We start from the raw sequence: 15,049 nt of genomic DNA, 5'->3' as shown, positions 1-15,049 counted from the left end.
CCAGGACAGCCAGGGCCACAAGGCGAACCCGGCACACCAGGACAGCCAGGGCCACAAGGCGAACCCGGCACACCAGGACAACCAGGGCCACAAGGTGAAAAAGGAGACAAAGGAGCAAGTGAAAATATGGAATTTTCTATTATTACAGTTCCAATTTTTGCAGGTTGCGATCCAGTCACTAACTCTGCAATTTTCAGTGGGTTAAATATATCAGTTATCAAAGGAACTGAAGCCCAGGAACTATTAAAATTTACACACCTTAGCCAAATTGAAAGCTTAGAATGTCAAGTAAAACAACAAAACAATTCTAAAGTTGAGTGTTACGCGGCAGTACCGGAATGGTGGCAAGTTCGCATAGAAAGCAATAGACCACAAATGGTATTTATGTTTGCGGAACAATTGAGTGAAGGTAATTTTGATTCAGCTAAATATCCGGTAACAGTCCCCCATCCTATTGTCAAGCATTACGAAACTTCCCCTTTACCTTCATACCAAAAAGGTCAATATGAAGGCATTGTAATTCTTAAGGATAATTCCAAAATCATCATTAATGCTATTTCTGCCGAGGAAGCAGAAAGGGTGCTGACTGCTATCAAGGCAATAGTAATTCCTGAGTTTTTAGAAGGAGCAATCCAAAAAATTGCACAGAGAAGAGGGGTGTCACTCCTCACTATCACAGCACACCCCAAACGTGTAGAGTATTTCTCTACAGGCTTGAAAAAAACCAAGCCGGATTGGATAGATGTTTTTAAGTAAAATTACTAAGTATGAGAAGACCGAACATTGATTTGCACGGAATTTGTTAGAGCATTATAGAGCTTTATAGACTCTGGCGAGACTTAAGGGGTCGCATAGAACAGCATAAATTAAGTAAGCTCTTGAAAGCTTATGTATCAACGTTTTTCAGGTGAAAGTTAGATTAGATTAGCAATATCTTTTCAATCAGAATTACTGCTTTATGGCTAAAAAGCATAGACGCTTTGGGGCACTGCACAAAACCCTCAAAGATACCAATTATTCAGCAACTAGCGGCGCGGCAGGCGAATATCTAAATTACCTCAAAGGAACAAATAAATTAGTCGTTGCCCGTAAGCTTGATCCTAAATACCTCGTTAGATTTAACGTTGGTGTTATTCCCTTTGATATTGAGCCAAGTACTGCCAGTGGTGCTATCAATGCTTATCAAGGAACTATGACGGTTGTCGCAAATAACATTTTGACAAAATTCGCATCGACGGCAACCGATGCTTTATTGGGAATTGAAAGAGACTTAACCAAAACCAAAGAAGTAGCGGGCTTTTATCCTGCCTTGGCTCACATCGCGGTTATTCCTTCAGGCACCACCGATAAAACTGCTAAAACTTCTGGTATCACAAAACGAGCTTATAAAGCCTATCCTACGCGTACAGGTGGCGTCCCTTATGGGCGTACTACAACTACAGTAAAAGACCCTAGTGGTGCAGCAATCACCGATATCTCGAAGGAGACTGAGGAAGACTCACGAGCTTATATTATGGTTGCCCTCAAAGGCATAACCGCAAATTCTTTTAAGTGTATTGGTGTCAGTTTTACGCCGGAATTGCACCCAGAAGCAGGCTTCTTTGGTGTCGCCAAACCAACAGGGACAGGCGTTCCGACAGATATACCTGCAAATTAGTCAATGCTACAAGAAATTGTACAATTTCAGCGTTCAGTTGGGGAATGTTTTCATCTGTTTATCCCCAACGATCCTTTACTAGAAATGCAGCAAGCTATCAGCAATTCAATGCTGGTTGAGTCAGCTGTAAAACTAATGCTTTCGGGTGAGATTTCCCCTGAAGAATTGTTAGAGATGGTTGAGCCTGTTATTGAAAACATGGACGATTACATACAAGAAGTTGAAGAAAACTTGATAGAAATTTATCTAGCTTAAGGGTTGATATGGGTAATCCAGTTTTGCAGTTGGGCAATTCCGCTAACTGGGATTTATTCTATAGCACCACTGTTCAGGCAGTAATTAGTAGTAATGGAGAATCTTATACTCCAATACCTACTATTACTGTTCCTACTCTTTTGGAGAGTCACATTATTGCAACGTCTGTTAGTTGCTCTAATAGTAAACCAACATGGTATTTTGGTGGTTTTATAAACCAGCGCATTAATCTAGGTTTAACTGTTGGTGGACTGCCAGATTCGGATGCAGTACAAAAGCGCCGGCTCTATCTTAATCGGCTAACTTTAATTATTTTCCCGAAATTGGTTGATAGTTATGCTGTCACTTTTGATGTGCCTAAGTGGTTTCAAGATGTAACATTTACCTTGTTTGAATACACCGGAACAGAAAGCGATTCTACTGATGACTTGGTTAATCAAATCATTAATGTAGACTTGCCGCGAATCGAAAGCAAGATTGATGCATTGCCTCACTAGACTTAAAACCTTAATTAGCTGAAATTTTACAGTAATATTTCAGCAGACAACAAGCTGGAATGTTACTACAAAACGTCAGTTTTCAGGAGATTTTATGCGGATAAATGTTTCTACTCTTTTTCAAGTCCTAGCTTTGATTGCTCAAGATGTTTTGGCTTTTGAAAGTCAACAAAAAAATGAAACTCCACAATTAAAAGTGGAGACACCATCAACGACCGATAGTCAAACTCCAGTTCAATAAATAGGAGCAATTGCAGAAGTAATTATGGTTTATTTCTGCAATTGAATAATTCCAATGGATCTTCATAACTCTGTTACTTTTGTTGTCGGACTGATCACAATATTCTCCGCTATTTACAAGCTGGCTCAAATCGAATCAAGTATCAATACTAGAATTACAAATTTAGAATCAAGTATCAATACTAAGTTTGGAAACATCGAGTCAACTAACTTTGTTAAAATTGACAATTTAAAAGATAAGTTTAATGATAAACTCATCGCTTTAGATAGAAAAGTAGATATTCATTTACAGGATTATACTAACTATAAAGATGCTATTCTTTTACAGCACAATAATGTTATCGACATGATAAAACACAATTGGATCAAGACTGAAAAACTATTTAATAGTGAGAGACAAAAACAATAACCTTTATGGCTGAAATCACTAAGCCTCTTGATCAAGAAAGATTGCTACTGACCTTAGAACAGTTGCAAATTACCTTAGAGCAGTTGCACGTCAAGATCGAAGAAATAATACAGATTAATTTTGTTCGGTACGGACTTCTAGAGAATCGGGTGAAAGAGTTAGAGCAGCACCAAGCCCAATTAAGCGATCGCGCTTCCTAACCCTCTGGGGATTCACTCTAGCAATTTGTCTATTTTATTAAAATGAGCTTGAGTCGCTTTGCATCCAGTGGGAGGATATCGGCGGGTAGCTGTCCTCGCCCGAACAGGGAATGTGGTAAGCCGTTCGACTCGGCAAAGCTTGGCGATTCACTCTGATAATTTAAAAACTTGAGTGCATATCTTAAGATGCCCCTGTATTGCTTCGTCCCATGTAGGGTAGAAGTTTCTTTTTCCATCTATTGCCCCACCCATGACCAAAGTTTCAAACACCATCGGTTGAGACTTAGAGTTGCTGCTGCCAGGGTTTAAGTCTATGCCCACGAATCTAGTTGAAATTATAGAGTCCTTCAGTTCGTTGATCATAACCGTGGTTTTAGCTGACATTATCCACAAAGACCACTCCATGAAGGACTCAACGGCAACCGGGGTTTGTCCTTCTAATTTGTAGTAGGGAGTCATAATCTCCATTTCGTCACTTGCGCTCGAAAAAATCACAATCATTAGCAGGATTGTCCACTAAGTTAAACTCAAGCTCGACAAAATCAGTTTCAGGATGGGAGCAAAAATATTTCCCAGTCCCGGCTGCCCAATCTTCAGCTAAATACCCACAGTTTTTACAAAGTTTGGTTTTTAGTGCTTGCTGGTATGCTGTCCGAACTGCGTTGATTGCGGCTTGGTAAAGCGGATCGTCGTAATTGGGCATAATTGCCTTTTTGCCACATTTTAACTGTCCAGTGGACAGACTAGATAATCCACTGGACAGTAGGCGTTTTTATTCAAATTAGTCAAAGCTTTAGTGTTGTTTGCCCTTGACAGACAAGGCTTTCAGCAGTTGGTACTTTCTCGATTTAGTCAAGAATTAGTCAAAGGGAAATTTTGAGGTCTGAAAGAAGTGGGTGACGAGGGATTTGAACCCGCAACCAATAGATTAAGAGTCTACTGCTCTACCGTTGAGCTAGTCACCCACACGAATAACAATCATAGCATAACTTCTGACAATTTAGCTAGTACCGCACCCAAAAAACGAATTAAAAGGGGAATTTAACAATGAAGGTGGTTTGACCGGCTGCACTCTCTACATAAATTGAGCCGCCTAAATGTCTGACCATTTTCTGCACTAATGCCAATTCCAATCCGGTGCCGCTATGTTTCCAAGGATCGTGTTTGGAAAGGTGATAGAAAGGCTCAAAAATCCGTGACAGTTCATTGCTGGTAAGCTCTATTCCCGAATTGGTAATGTTAAGCTCGATCGCATCCCCTGTCAGGTGAGCAAAGACTGTGATGTATTCACCGGCTGGTGTGTATTTGCAGGCATGGTTAAGTAGTTCGGTGACAATTCGCTCCAAATCAGTGATATCTGTCTCCAAAGGCGGCAAGGCACGATCAACAGTTAGGTTTAAGTGTTGTCGCTGGCAATTGGTGAGGTCTCGAAAAGAATCGATAATCGGCTGAAGCCAGCTTTGAAAGTCAATGGCAATCAAAGTTGGCGGATCGGGTTCGGCTTCGAGATATGTGAGTGTGAGTAGATCGTTAATTAACTTACTTTCTCGCCCACACTCGTTATGCAGAATTTGCAATAGTTGCGGAACTATTTCTATCTCTGATATTTCTGCTGGTGTGAGGACACTTTCGAGAGTCTGGACTGCAAGGCTAATGCTTGTTATTGGTGTCCGCAGTTCTTGAGAGAGGGTTCTGAGAAATTGGTTTTTTAGCCGATCGCGTTTTTCTAGTTCTTTTACCTGTGCCTGGTTTTGTTTGTAAAGCTTTGCTTGACGAATGGCGATCGCACATTCATTTGCTAGCTGCTGCACTAACTCAATTTCAAATTCATCAAAAGCCTCTTGTGATGGTCTCGTCAACCAAATATTTCCCAAAATCCCTTGAGTATCGAAAATTGGACAAGCCATCTGAGCCATAACTAGCAACTTTGGTTGCCATCCCGGCAGAATTTCTAAAAATTGCAATGGTTGTTTTTGCAATAGCGGCTGATAAACTTCTAGACGGTCTACAATCTGTCTACTCAATCCTTGACATGAGGGTAAGTTAATGCTGTATTCGTAAGTGATAGTAACTAGAGTTTGGCAGGTGCTATAGAGTTCGATTTGGCAACGCTCAAGGTTCAGTAATTGTGCTAATTCTTGGGTGACTGTCTGCAACACCTGAGTCTCATCTAGACTGTCACGGATTTGTTCTGTCATCCGTCGCACCAAGGCTTCAAAGTTTCGCACCTGCTGCAACTGATTGAGGTGTTTCTGTTTTTGCAACTCCATCTGGGCTTTGAGATCCTGGAGTTGCTGATGAAGTTCTGCCTGTTGGATGGCAATACCGATTTGAGTTGCCAACTGTTTGAGCAAGTCAGTTTCCGTTTGCTGCCATTGACGCGATTCTCGGCAATGCTGGGCAATTAATAGCCCCCACATATCTTGCCCTTGGAAAATCGGCACGACTAGATTAGCTCTAATCTGCAAAGATGCCAGGAAATCTATATGGCAAGGATGCAGTCCGGCTGCATAAATATCTTCGACAACTTGAATGCAGCCTCTTCCGTAGTGTTCTGGATGTTTGCTAGCCAAACAGGGATCGCTGATATTTTTTCCCAAGAGAGGATTACTGGCGGCTACAGTTGATTCGGCAATGATGATTCCACTACCATCAGCCTCGAAGCGATAAATTAACACGCGATCGCAATTCAAAAACTGCCGGAGTTCAATTGTTGTCTGATGCAGAATTGTCTCTAATTGTACAGATTGATGAATCCTTCCAGCGATCGCTTCTAGCAATTGCTCTCGTTCAACCTGGAGTTCAACGGCTTGTTCTGCTTGCTTCACAGGGGTGATATTGCTGCTAGTGCCAATCAGTCGATAAACCCTGGAGTTAGCATCCTTGAGTGGAGTGAGAGTCGTACTCCACCAAGTAGGTATTCCTTGGAATTGCAAACATTGTTCGTAAGAAATAGTTGTGCCGAAACTTACACAGTCAGCATAACGTTGACGTACCCTAGCAGCATCAACGGGGGAGAGAATATCCTCTGGTTTTTTGCCCCGGAGATCGTCTGAGCAAATGCCTATCCACCGCTCATGAGTGGGATTAAGGGCTACATATCGAAAATCTCCATCCTCCAGAACATCAACTACAAATATTGATGCCTGCACAGAATCGTACATGCTCAATAAAAATTGCTCGCTACTGCTTTTCTCATCTACTTCTGTGCCGAAAAGAATTTGAGGTGGTGATAATTTTGTCAACTCCATAGTTGATTCTGCTGGATTTATATTCATGCGAGAGTCCCTGTCTGGTATTACTGACTCTTCTAGGCGCTCTCTTGTCGTTAAGCTTGTAGTAGTAGATGCACTTTAGCGCCTATAGCAAAGTATTGTCAGCTGTTGCTCATCGAAATTTGGATCTTTCTCTACTTCTTGTCAGAAATCTAGGAAAGCTAATAGGAGTCAGCTTAACAAATCCTGCTTTTTGAAGGTGAAAATACATTTGCAGGTTAAGGCAAACTTACTTGAAACTGGTTTTTAACAGTTTTTCCAGATTCTTGCACATATCTAAGTGCAATCATAAGTATATATCAATTAAATTTATAATTCTTAATAATAGAGTGGGGAGTGAGAACTTACAATCGCAATTTGTGGGCATTCATCCCTGTGAGGATAGCAACCAGCAGCCAGGTGATGGCTAACCCGATCACTTCGCCGAAGAATAACCGCGTTAAGTGGCGCAAGATCGCCCCCACAACAGAACCCACAGGAATAGCAACAGCCCAACTTGCCGCAGAGACAAATATCCATCGCCATGCCTGATGCTGGGAAATTGCTAACCATTGTGCTAATCCAATCCCCAAACCGCCAAGGCTACCATAAACTGCGCCTGACAAGATTCTCATGGGAAGAATCTGAGTGCTAGGTACAATCCAACCTACAGCACCAATACCGATCGCAGTGATTATACTCCAACCCAAAAGACTTGCCAAAATCCACCTGATACAAAATATAGGTTGTTTGAGAAGACAACCTTGAAAAAGTGCGATCACAAATCCCCCGATGGCTGCTTCTACTACCCCAACATCGGGTTTTTCACCGACTTCAATTAAGAGTAAACTCAATAAAAAACCGCCAAAAGTAGCTAAAGTCCACAGCAGTGTAAAGCCAAATTTGGTATTTCCAGGCGCAAATAACATCAAAATTTCTTTGTTTTTCAGGAGGAGGAAGGCAGTTCTTGCAGGAGGAACCCGCGCTTAAAAGTGTGGTACTTAGGCTATGGACGCTTTGTATCTCGTGGCACATTCCATTCTGATTAGTATTTTTGATCAGCTAAAAAACATCTAATTTGCATAATCAAATTAAACATAACTCTTGTGGGGTGGGCAACATGAGCGCCCAGCTTATACAATTTAAATATGGAACAGCTTACTATTGGACAATAACCTATAACTAAAGTTTCTCGTAATATTTCTTTCCTCCTACCTCCTGCCTCCTACCTCGTGCCTTTGTTTGCAATAGTCTGACAGTTTTAGCATTAAACATATCAAAAAAAGCTTTGCGTCGTTGTTGGGGTGATTCAGGTGCAATGTAACCCCAAAGACTCTCCCAGTAGAAAAAGGATACACCATCAAAGTAGCGATCGCGCACTGCTTGAACTTGTTCTCTAACTTGTGCCATTTTCACCGGATTACCTACCGTTCCCGTTGATATACCAATACCTACAGGAATTAAACTTTGAGCCAATTTTACAGATGGTTGTTCTAGTTGAGCGATAAAAGAGTTTTTATCGTTTCGATATACCTGCAAAACTAACTCATTAACTAAACCTTTTTTTACCCAATTTTCCCAATCTTGCAAATAGTATTTGTAGGCAAAAGCTTGATAATTAGGAGACAAAGATATTTTGACTTTGGGTTTGACTGCCTTGATAGCTTGATAGATTTCCGCCATGAAATCAGTAATTTTATCGGCTCGCCAATGCATCCATTCTGGGTTGAAAGGGTCGATAGGGGGACTTTTGCCTTGATGCTCTTGCTGATAGAGTTTAATTGTGAAGCGATCGTAGCCAAACTGTACAGGCATTCCAAAATGATCGTCAAGCTGAATACCATCCACATCGTAATCTCTGATAACTTCTAATATTAGCGATTGAATAAACTCTTGTACTTGTGGATGTAAAGGATTTAACCAAGCCTGTTTGCTCACCAAAACATTGTCAATTTCTTCTGGTGGGGCATCTTGAATAGAGTTTATACCTTTTTGACCAATTGTTAACCAATCGGGATAACGCCTTGCTAATTGCGAATAATGAGGAGTCATGAACCCATATTCAAACCAGGGAATTACTCTCATATCTTTATTTTTAGAAAGTGTTACTATCTTTGCTAAAACATCCTGTCCACCATGCAGAAAATTGAGTAAAGGTTGAGTATCCGAGCCTGTAGTCATTTTGGCTACGGCACTTTTATAAAAAGTATGTCCTCGGTTCCAAACTACAGGATAAATTGTATTAAAATTGAGAGCCGATAATTGATTTATGGCACGGTTAATACCCCAAGGGACAAATAGTACACCACTAGCAACATTAGTGAGCCAAACGCCGCGAATTTCTGTAGTTAAAGGACTTGTTTTTTGGGAATAAACTGGTAGTGAAGAGGGTAAGAAAACTGTTAAAGCAACTACTAATCCCAAACACAGTAAGTAAGAAAAACAACGGCGAACAACCCGATTCATTTGTAAGCTTAACCTAGTGCGATCGGAATATATATAACTACAAATTAAAGTTATAATCCTCCGGATGATGTAAATAAATGATGATTTAATGTCTAGATATCAATTAATAAATGTCTCTTAGCAGACAATTCTTACTAGCTGCCGATAATTCTCGATACGTACATAGTATCTTGTAGTCATTTTGGCAACTCTTATTGGAGTGCAGAAATGCGATCGCGGTATTTGATTGCGTGAAAAACTCCCTACAACTCAAAAAGGCTTGATTCCCTACTCTCTGCCTATCGCGCTTATGGTGCGAGAAGCGCAGCACGCAAATAAGTTCAAAAATCAAATCGGATTGCTATATAGATTCACTCAACTTTGAGTCAGTCTGATGCTATTTAAGTGTAAATACAGTGTTAGTTCCATTATAGCTTGTATAAACTATTGGTGTTGTATAAAAAACTCTATCTAGAACGTTTTACTACCGATAAGAGAACTTTTCAAATATTTTGTAATGCTTCATGAAGAGTGATTACGAGGATCAGGGCTAATACCCAAGTAGATCAGTACTGGGAGTAAACAGCGCTATCAATCTAAATCCTTGTAGCTAACAAATATTTTAGTCTAATCCAGAGTTTTATCAAAGGACAGTAATGATGATGAAGCAGCTAGAAAACACATCGGTTGGTACAGACAACACCGATTTTACTACAAACTTAGTTCAATCTGCGATCGCTATAGCTTGGGATGATTGGGTAACTGTTCTCAATACGGTTCCAGATGATTTGGTGTTTTATAAATTCAATGATATTAACAGTGATATCATTAACGATCAACTAGTTATTGAGTGGAATAATGTCCATCATTTCAATAACTCAATATCTGGAGACGCAACTTATCAGACGATTTTGGACTTGAATACAGGAACTCAAAACCGGAACATTATTTCTAACTACACCAGCCTGAGCCTATAAGCAAAATATGTTCTTAAACCCAGAGATATCAAGCGATCGCTGTAAAAATTCGTATCTTTTAATTTTTAACCATTAGGTTAATGCGTAAGTCCTATTTTTAACAAAACTTAGTTATTACTGTAATAATACAGTAGCAAATTTTATAATAACAGCATAATTTTCTATTTATTCACAATATGAAAATTTTCTCTTTTACCTCAATAAAAAAGCGACGCACAAAGCGAGTATTCGATAGCGCAGTGGGGCGTAGCCCATTCTGATTTCTGAATTCTTCTTCAACCCCACCCTACTTACTAAGAGTTGAGGGTGGGGATTTTTGTGTTATGTTAAATCCACATTTCTGGGTTAAGCGTTAAGTGCTTCTTCTTGATGGGTTTCGATAACACAGTCAGAAGTAGCATAGGCAACGCAGGTAAGAACCCATCCCTCGTCAATTTGATCGTTGTCTAAGAAGTTCTGATCGTCTTGGTTAACTGTACCTGAAATCAGCTTCCCGGTACAGGTAGAGCAAGAACCAGCGTTACAGGAATAGGGCAAGTCCAGGTGATATTCTTCGTTAGCGACCTCTAGGATGTACTCATCATCAGGGACTTCAATTACGTGTTCACCTGCGTGGTCACCTTCTGGGATACGTAGTGTAACTTTGTAAGTTGCCATAAAAAATTCCTAACTCAATATAAACTCCATTTTCGATACTACGGGTTTATGTGCTGCTAGTCTAGAGTCAAATGTCGTTAATTAATCTATATCTTGAGGCAGTTAGTGTGAACTGAAAGTAAGAGTAAAAAATGCTGCGTAGGCGTAGCCCGTCGTAGACATCGCTTCAGCAAATCCCTGAAATAAAGTATAGTCTTTAGACATGATCGAAACATTCATACTCAACTTTTGAGCATTAGCAGTTGTATAAGGGCCGAAACATGCAATAACCCAGCCTTGATAATCGCTTTGCAAGTTAACCATTTTCAAAAAGCTTTCTACTTCTGCTGTGCTACTGAAGGCTATTACATTGATAATTCCTTGACGTATCAGATTTAATTCCACACTGTAGATACTTTTGTCTAAACCCTGTGTAATATGAGTGGGTACGCGAGTTATTTCTATACCCAATTTCTGCAAATCTGTAATTAAATTGGGTACGACATCAGGCTCAGGTAAACCAACAACTTCTGGAGTAGGTATTAGGATTTTTTTCTCTTGAATTTGCGGAAGTTTTGCAAGTTCAGCCACAATTCCGGCTGGAGTAGGTTCTGTTGGAATTAAATCTACCTTGCCACAAAAAGCTAATAAGCTTTCTGCATCTTTTCCTAAAGCACATAAGTGACATTTTTGTACCACAGATATAGGAATATTCAAATCATTCATGCGGTGAAAAAATGCAGTGATGCCATTTCTACTTGTAAACACAATTCAATCAAATTCGTCTATGTAGTTTAGAGCAGCATCTAACTGATTGTAGTTTGATAAATAGCAGGTTTCGATAGTAGGCATGAAAATAGGTAAACTACCTTGTTTGATGATTTGTTCAGATAACCTATAAGCATAATTTCTCGGTGCTGTTACTAAAATTCTCTTGCCATCTAGAGGTAATTTGCTAGATGGAGTGAGCAAGTTAATTTCTCTTAATTGGGTGTCCATTTGTTTAAGTCTCGCTTCGGTTAAGTCAAGAGACGCGATGAATCGCCGTCTCTACAAGGATTATGGGTGACGCATATTTAATTTCTGGAGATGTCTATTGGATAATTTATTTCTTGGAGTTCCCTAAAAGGTTAGTAGCAAGCGCTTAAGCGCTTACTACAGGTAAATTAATGCTAAATTCCTAATCGTTGGTAAACTTCTTCTAAATGCCGCAGATGTTGCTGGGGGTCGAAACACACCTCTAGTTCTTCTGGAGACAACTTTTGGGTAACACGTGGGTCTTTGCTAATTAAGTCCTGAAAGTTGCCTGCTGGTTTGTTCCAAGCAGCGTGAGCGCTTTCTTGGACGATCGCATAAGCATCTTCTCGGTTGCTTCCCTTGTCTATCAAAGCCAGTAGTACTTTTTGGCTGAACACAACGCCGCCGTAACAGTTGAGATTCCGTTTCATGTTCTCAGGATAAACCAACAGGTTTTTCACCAAGTCGGTTATTTCTGACAGCATGAAGTGAGTCAAAGTGCAAGCATCTGGCAAAATTACCCGTTCTACAGAACTATGGGAAATATCCCGCTCATGCCAGAGGGCAACGTTTTCTAAAGCTGCACCTGCATGACTTCTGACGAGTCGTGCCATTCCGGTTAATCGTTCCGAACGAATGGGGTTGCGCTTGTGTGGCATTGCTGAAGAGCCTTTTTGACCTTTGGCGAAAAATTCTTCAACTTCCAGAACGTCTGTTTTTTGGAGATTGCGAATTTCTACAGCAAAGCGTTCAATGGTTGCGGCTACCAAGGCTAATTGTTGCACATAGTCGGCGTGGCGATCGCGGGAAATAACTTGTGTTGAGGCTGTATCGGGTTTGAGTCCGAGTTTTTGGCAAGCGATCGCTTCTACACGGGGTTCAATATTGGCATAAGTTCCCACCGCACCAGAAATCTTACCCACAGCGATCGTTTGCCGGAGTATTATCAAACGTTCTTGGTGTCGCAACACCTCTGCTAACCAACCAGCTAGCTTAAAACCAAAAGTAATTGGTTCAGCGTGAATACCATGCGATCGGCCAGCCATCACTGTATGGCGATGTTCCCGTGCTTTTTGGCGAATTACCTGAATCAAATCTTCTAGACGTTGCAACAATATATCTAGGCTGGCAACTAATTGCAGTGCTAAAGCCGTATCCAAAACATCCGAACTAGTTAAACCTAGATGAATATAGCGTCCAGCATCGCCTACATATTCATTGACATTTGTCAAGAAAGCAATGACATCATGGCGGACTACAGCCTCAATTTCTAGCACCCGCTTCGGGTCAAAATCTGCTTTGGCTTTAATTTCCTCAACAGCTTCAGATGGAATGTAACCAAGTTCAGCTTGAGCCTCACAAACAGCAATTTCGACTTGCAGCCAAGTTTTTAGTTTATAGGCTTCATTCCACAGATTAGCCATTTCGGGCAAAGTATAACGCTCAATCACAGTTCGGCACAGAATACAACCGTCATATTTTACAGTTTAATTAATGTAGATCGCTTTTTAACGCTACTTTTTGCTCCAGAACAGAACTAGTTTTTGAATCCGACATGATGATACTAATCCTGCCGTCAGCCTCTATATACGCGAACTTCACATCAGCTAAAAATTCTACACCTTGCTGACGTAGCTTGCTCATCAACTCATCATCTGTAATTAACTCTCGTTGCAGATGACGTTCAATCATCCGACCATTTTTTACCAGTAGCAACGGTGGCGGATTCAAAAAACGTTGGAACTGGGGAAGTTTGTAGCCTAACCAGTTCAGCAAGTAACTCCAAAAAATCACTGTTCCGACCAGAATCGCACCTTCAGTAATCGATGTATAATTACTTGCCATTGCATTTTGAGCAGCTTCCGCAAATAGCACAACTACAAGTAAATCAGTAATTCCTAGCGTTCCTAATTGTCGGCTAGGAAGCAGGCGTAGCACTGAGAACAGCGCTAAGTAGACTAGTGAACCACGGATAATCAACTCAAAGACGCTGATGCTAGGAACAAAAATTGCGTGCCAATTGATAAAAAACCATTTTTCCATATAATTCTGGAAAAAATCCAGTATAAATTTATTTGTGTTTTCTTATAAAGCTAACTTTTATTAGAAGTTATATCATCTCTGGTTAATGATTTAATTAAACCCCAATAACTGCACCCAACTGATGGAGAAAAGATTTAAATATTAACCAGACTTGATATTATATACTTCAATACATCAGATTTATAAATATAATTACTCCGGCAATCATGGATTAAAATCGCTGATTTTTTCTTCTCTGTTTTAAGCGCTTGGGCTTTTTAAAATTCTGAAATAAGGGATTAATAAAACTGGAAGATGTCTTTCTATTAGTGGATACTTGCCTGGTTGGAGTAGTGTCATCATATTTCGTGTTATCAGACAGAGGTATGGCATGTTTAGTTGGAGTTATGCCGCTACCGTATCTTCTGGCATAAACTTGGGTAAACTCTGCACCAAAGAAAAGAATCTGTGCGGCATAGTTAACCCAAGCTAAAATAACGACCAGTGAACCAGCAGCACCATAAGCTGAACCAAAACTACCATTACCTAAATATTGTCCTAATAAAAATCTCCCGATAGAAAACAAAAATGAGGTGAGAATAGCTCCAACTAAAACATCACTCCAAGCAATTTTGACATCTGGGAGAACTTTAAAAATTAGTCCAAATAGAAACGTAGTGACGGCAAAAGAGAGGATGAAATTGAGAATCTGCCAAACAAAATCGACACCTGGTAATAAGTTGCTAAAGTATGTTACTAATGCTGCTAACGCCGTACTAATTACCAGAGAAACTAAAAGTAAAAAGCCAATCCCAATCACCATTGCAAAGGATAAAAAACGTAGGCGGATTATGTTAGTTACGCCGCGTCCAGGTTTTGGTTTCACTTCCCAAATCGTGTTCATAGCATCTTGCAATTCGGTAAATAAACCAGTAGCACCTAAGAGCAAAACTACAACACTAATAATAGATGCGATCGCTCCTGTCTTTGGTTTGTTAGCATTCTGAATCGCTGTTTCGAGAAACTTTGCGCCATCTGGGCCGACTAAACCTTGAATTTGTCCGACGATTTGACCTCTGGCTGCTTCCTCTCCATACACTGCACCTGCGATCGCAATTACAATAATTAGCAACGGTGCAATCGAAAAAATCGTGTAATAAGCTAACGCCGCCGCTAACCTTGAGGCTTTATCCTCACTCCATTCTTTGAATGTTTCTTGTAATAACTTCCAAATTGCTCGCAAATTCATCAAATCAGTCTCCTTCTAAGGGATGTTGCTTAGTCCCTGATATATTGGATACTGATTTACTGAGTTGTAACATCCTCCCAAGGATGTTTTTGCAGCTTCCTTGGGGAGGAGTTTAGAATTTTATCGCCAATTGGCGATAATTAAAGATGCGCTGATGTTGATCTTATAGCCAAGCAATTTTTATCTAGAAG

Annotated in this window: 17 protein-coding genes, 1 tRNA gene and 1 pseudogene; 8 read left to right on the top strand and 11 right to left on the bottom strand. The window is 40.3% G+C overall.

The features are described from left to right. The 7 genes from V7L31_RS06365 to V7L31_RS06335 all read left to right on the top strand — a co-directional run. On the top strand, positions 1–756 hold a 756-nt coding region (locus V7L31_RS06365), incomplete at its 5' end, for a collagen-like triple helix repeat-containing protein (RefSeq protein WP_334695463.1). 202 nt (positions 757–958) lie between these two features. Beyond that, positions 959–1,657, top strand: a complete 699-nt coding sequence (locus V7L31_RS06360) for a hypothetical protein (RefSeq protein ID WP_334695462.1) — start codon at positions 959–961, stop codon at positions 1,655–1,657. Between the two features lie 3 nt (positions 1,658–1,660). Beyond that, a complete protein-coding gene (locus tag V7L31_RS06355; protein ID WP_334695461.1) occupies positions 1,661–1,912 on the top strand; it encodes a hypothetical protein in 252 nt (83 codons plus the stop codon). Between the two features lie 8 nt (positions 1,913–1,920). After that, positions 1,921–2,409: a hypothetical protein gene (locus V7L31_RS06350; protein ID WP_334695460.1), complete on the top strand. Its 489-nt coding sequence runs from the start codon at positions 1,921–1,923 to the stop codon at positions 2,407–2,409. Between the two features lie 94 nt (positions 2,410–2,503). Further along, on the top strand, positions 2,504–2,650 hold the full coding sequence (locus V7L31_RS06345) for a hypothetical protein (protein ID WP_334695459.1): 147 nt from the start codon (positions 2,504–2,506) through the stop codon (positions 2,648–2,650). 54 nt (positions 2,651–2,704) lie between these two features. Continuing rightward, a complete protein-coding gene (locus tag V7L31_RS06340; protein WP_334695458.1) occupies positions 2,705–3,058 on the top strand; it encodes a hypothetical protein in 354 nt (117 codons plus the stop codon). A gap of 5 nt (positions 3,059–3,063) precedes the next feature. Continuing rightward, positions 3,064–3,258 carry a hypothetical protein gene (locus V7L31_RS06335; RefSeq protein WP_334695457.1) on the top strand — a complete coding sequence of 65 codons (195 nt, stop codon included), beginning with the start codon at positions 3,064–3,066 and terminating at the stop codon, positions 3,256–3,258. 147 nt (positions 3,259–3,405) lie between these two features. Here V7L31_RS06335 and V7L31_RS06330 read toward each other — a convergent pair whose 3' ends face one another. The 6 genes from V7L31_RS06330 to V7L31_RS06305 all read right to left on the bottom strand — a co-directional run bounded on the left by V7L31_RS06330 (position 3,406) and on the right by V7L31_RS06305 (position 8,978). Then, a complete protein-coding gene (locus V7L31_RS06330) occupies positions 3,406–3,759 on the bottom strand; it encodes a hypothetical protein (protein ID WP_334695456.1) in 354 nt (117 codons plus the stop codon). Beyond that, positions 3,731–3,961 carry a hypothetical protein gene (locus tag V7L31_RS06325; RefSeq protein WP_334695455.1) on the bottom strand — a complete coding sequence of 77 codons (231 nt, stop codon included), beginning with the start codon at positions 3,959–3,961 and terminating at the stop codon, positions 3,731–3,733. Before V7L31_RS06325 ends, V7L31_RS06330 begins: the two co-directional genes overlap by 29 nt. A gap of 190 nt (positions 3,962–4,151) precedes the next feature. Continuing rightward, positions 4,152–4,223 (bottom strand) — tRNA-Lys (locus tag V7L31_RS06320). A 63-nt stretch (positions 4,224–4,286) separates the two neighbouring features. Continuing rightward, positions 4,287–6,536: a GAF domain-containing protein gene (locus V7L31_RS06315; RefSeq protein ID WP_334695454.1), complete on the bottom strand. Its 2,250-nt coding sequence runs from the start codon at positions 6,534–6,536 to the stop codon at positions 4,287–4,289. A 341-nt stretch (positions 6,537–6,877) separates the two neighbouring features. Then, a complete protein-coding gene (locus V7L31_RS06310) occupies positions 6,878–7,441 on the bottom strand; it encodes a hypothetical protein (RefSeq protein WP_334695453.1) in 564 nt (187 codons plus the stop codon). Between the two features lie 253 nt (positions 7,442–7,694). Further along, the gene (locus V7L31_RS06305; protein ID WP_334695452.1) at positions 7,695–8,978 is read right to left on the bottom strand and encodes a glycoside hydrolase family 10 protein; all 1,284 of its coding nucleotides are present in this window, start codon (positions 8,976–8,978) and stop codon (positions 7,695–7,697) included. Between the two features lie 635 nt (positions 8,979–9,613). Between V7L31_RS06305 and V7L31_RS06300 the strand changes: the two genes are divergently transcribed. After that, positions 9,614–9,934 carry a hypothetical protein gene (locus V7L31_RS06300; protein WP_334695451.1) on the top strand — a complete coding sequence of 107 codons (321 nt, stop codon included), beginning with the start codon at positions 9,614–9,616 and terminating at the stop codon, positions 9,932–9,934. A 345-nt stretch (positions 9,935–10,279) separates the two neighbouring features. On the opposite strand, the gene V7L31_RS06295 is transcribed toward V7L31_RS06300, so the two are convergent. The 5 genes and pseudogenes from V7L31_RS06295 to V7L31_RS06275 form a co-directional block, all read right to left on the bottom strand. After that, positions 10,280–10,591 carry a ferredoxin gene (locus tag V7L31_RS06295; protein ID WP_334695450.1) on the bottom strand — a complete coding sequence of 104 codons (312 nt, stop codon included), beginning with the start codon at positions 10,589–10,591 and terminating at the stop codon, positions 10,280–10,282. A 102-nt stretch (positions 10,592–10,693) separates the two neighbouring features. Next, positions 10,694–11,569: pseudogene (locus V7L31_RS06290) on the bottom strand (uroporphyrinogen-III synthase). Between the two features lie 173 nt (positions 11,570–11,742). Next, positions 11,743–13,038, bottom strand: a complete 1,296-nt coding sequence (gene purB / locus V7L31_RS06285; RefSeq protein ID WP_179063707.1) for an adenylosuccinate lyase — start codon at positions 13,036–13,038, stop codon at positions 11,743–11,745. A 40-nt stretch (positions 13,039–13,078) separates the two neighbouring features. Continuing rightward, positions 13,079–13,630 carry a DUF421 domain-containing protein gene (locus V7L31_RS06280; protein WP_334695449.1) on the bottom strand — a complete coding sequence of 184 codons (552 nt, stop codon included), beginning with the start codon at positions 13,628–13,630 and terminating at the stop codon, positions 13,079–13,081. 211 nt (positions 13,631–13,841) lie between these two features. Then, positions 13,842–14,858, bottom strand: coding sequence for a YihY/virulence factor BrkB family protein (locus V7L31_RS06275; protein ID WP_334695448.1), 1,017 nt, complete (start codon positions 14,856–14,858; stop codon positions 13,842–13,844). Positions 14,859–15,049 lie beyond the last annotated feature (191 nt).

It is taken from the genome of Nostoc sp. (genome assembly GCF_036916655.1).
Taxonomy (GTDB): Bacteria; Cyanobacteriota; Cyanobacteriia; order Cyanobacteriales; family Nostocaceae; genus Nostoc.
This window is presented reverse-complemented; position numbering and strand designations above follow the sequence as displayed.

Bases quoted from the DNA above. Each gene is read 5' to 3' on its own strand.
- V7L31_RS06360 (WP_334695462.1), top strand. From the start codon at position 959: ATGGCTAAAAAGCATAGACGCTTTGGGGCACTGCACAAAACCCTCAAA.
- V7L31_RS06355 (WP_334695461.1), top strand. From the start codon at position 1,661: ATGCTACAAGAAATTGTACAATTTCAGCGTTCAGTTGGGGAATGTTTT.
- V7L31_RS06350 (WP_334695460.1), top strand. From the start codon at position 1,921: ATGGGTAATCCAGTTTTGCAGTTGGGCAATTCCGCTAACTGGGATTTA.
- V7L31_RS06345 (WP_334695459.1), top strand. From the start codon at position 2,504: ATGCGGATAAATGTTTCTACTCTTTTTCAAGTCCTAGCTTTGATTGCT.
- V7L31_RS06340 (WP_334695458.1), top strand. From the start codon at position 2,705: ATGGATCTTCATAACTCTGTTACTTTTGTTGTCGGACTGATCACAATA.
- V7L31_RS06335 (WP_334695457.1), top strand. From the start codon at position 3,064: ATGGCTGAAATCACTAAGCCTCTTGATCAAGAAAGATTGCTACTGACC.
- V7L31_RS06330 (WP_334695456.1), bottom strand. From the start codon at position 3,759: ATGATTGTGATTTTTTCGAGCGCAAGTGACGAAATGGAGATTATGACT.
- V7L31_RS06325 (WP_334695455.1), bottom strand. From the start codon at position 3,961: ATGCCCAATTACGACGATCCGCTTTACCAAGCCGCAATCAACGCAGTT.
- V7L31_RS06315 (WP_334695454.1), bottom strand. From the start codon at position 6,536: ATGAATATAAATCCAGCAGAATCAACTATGGAGTTGACAAAATTATCA.
- V7L31_RS06310 (WP_334695453.1), bottom strand. From the start codon at position 7,441: ATGTTATTTGCGCCTGGAAATACCAAATTTGGCTTTACACTGCTGTGG.
- V7L31_RS06305 (WP_334695452.1), bottom strand. From the start codon at position 8,978: ATGAATCGGGTTGTTCGCCGTTGTTTTTCTTACTTACTGTGTTTGGGA.
- V7L31_RS06300 (WP_334695451.1), top strand. From the start codon at position 9,614: ATGATGATGAAGCAGCTAGAAAACACATCGGTTGGTACAGACAACACC.
- V7L31_RS06295 (WP_334695450.1), bottom strand. From the start codon at position 10,591: ATGGCAACTTACAAAGTTACACTACGTATCCCAGAAGGTGACCACGCA.
- V7L31_RS06280 (WP_334695449.1), bottom strand. From the start codon at position 13,630: ATGGAAAAATGGTTTTTTATCAATTGGCACGCAATTTTTGTTCCTAGC.
- V7L31_RS06275 (WP_334695448.1), bottom strand. From the start codon at position 14,858: ATGAATTTGCGAGCAATTTGGAAGTTATTACAAGAAACATTCAAAGAA.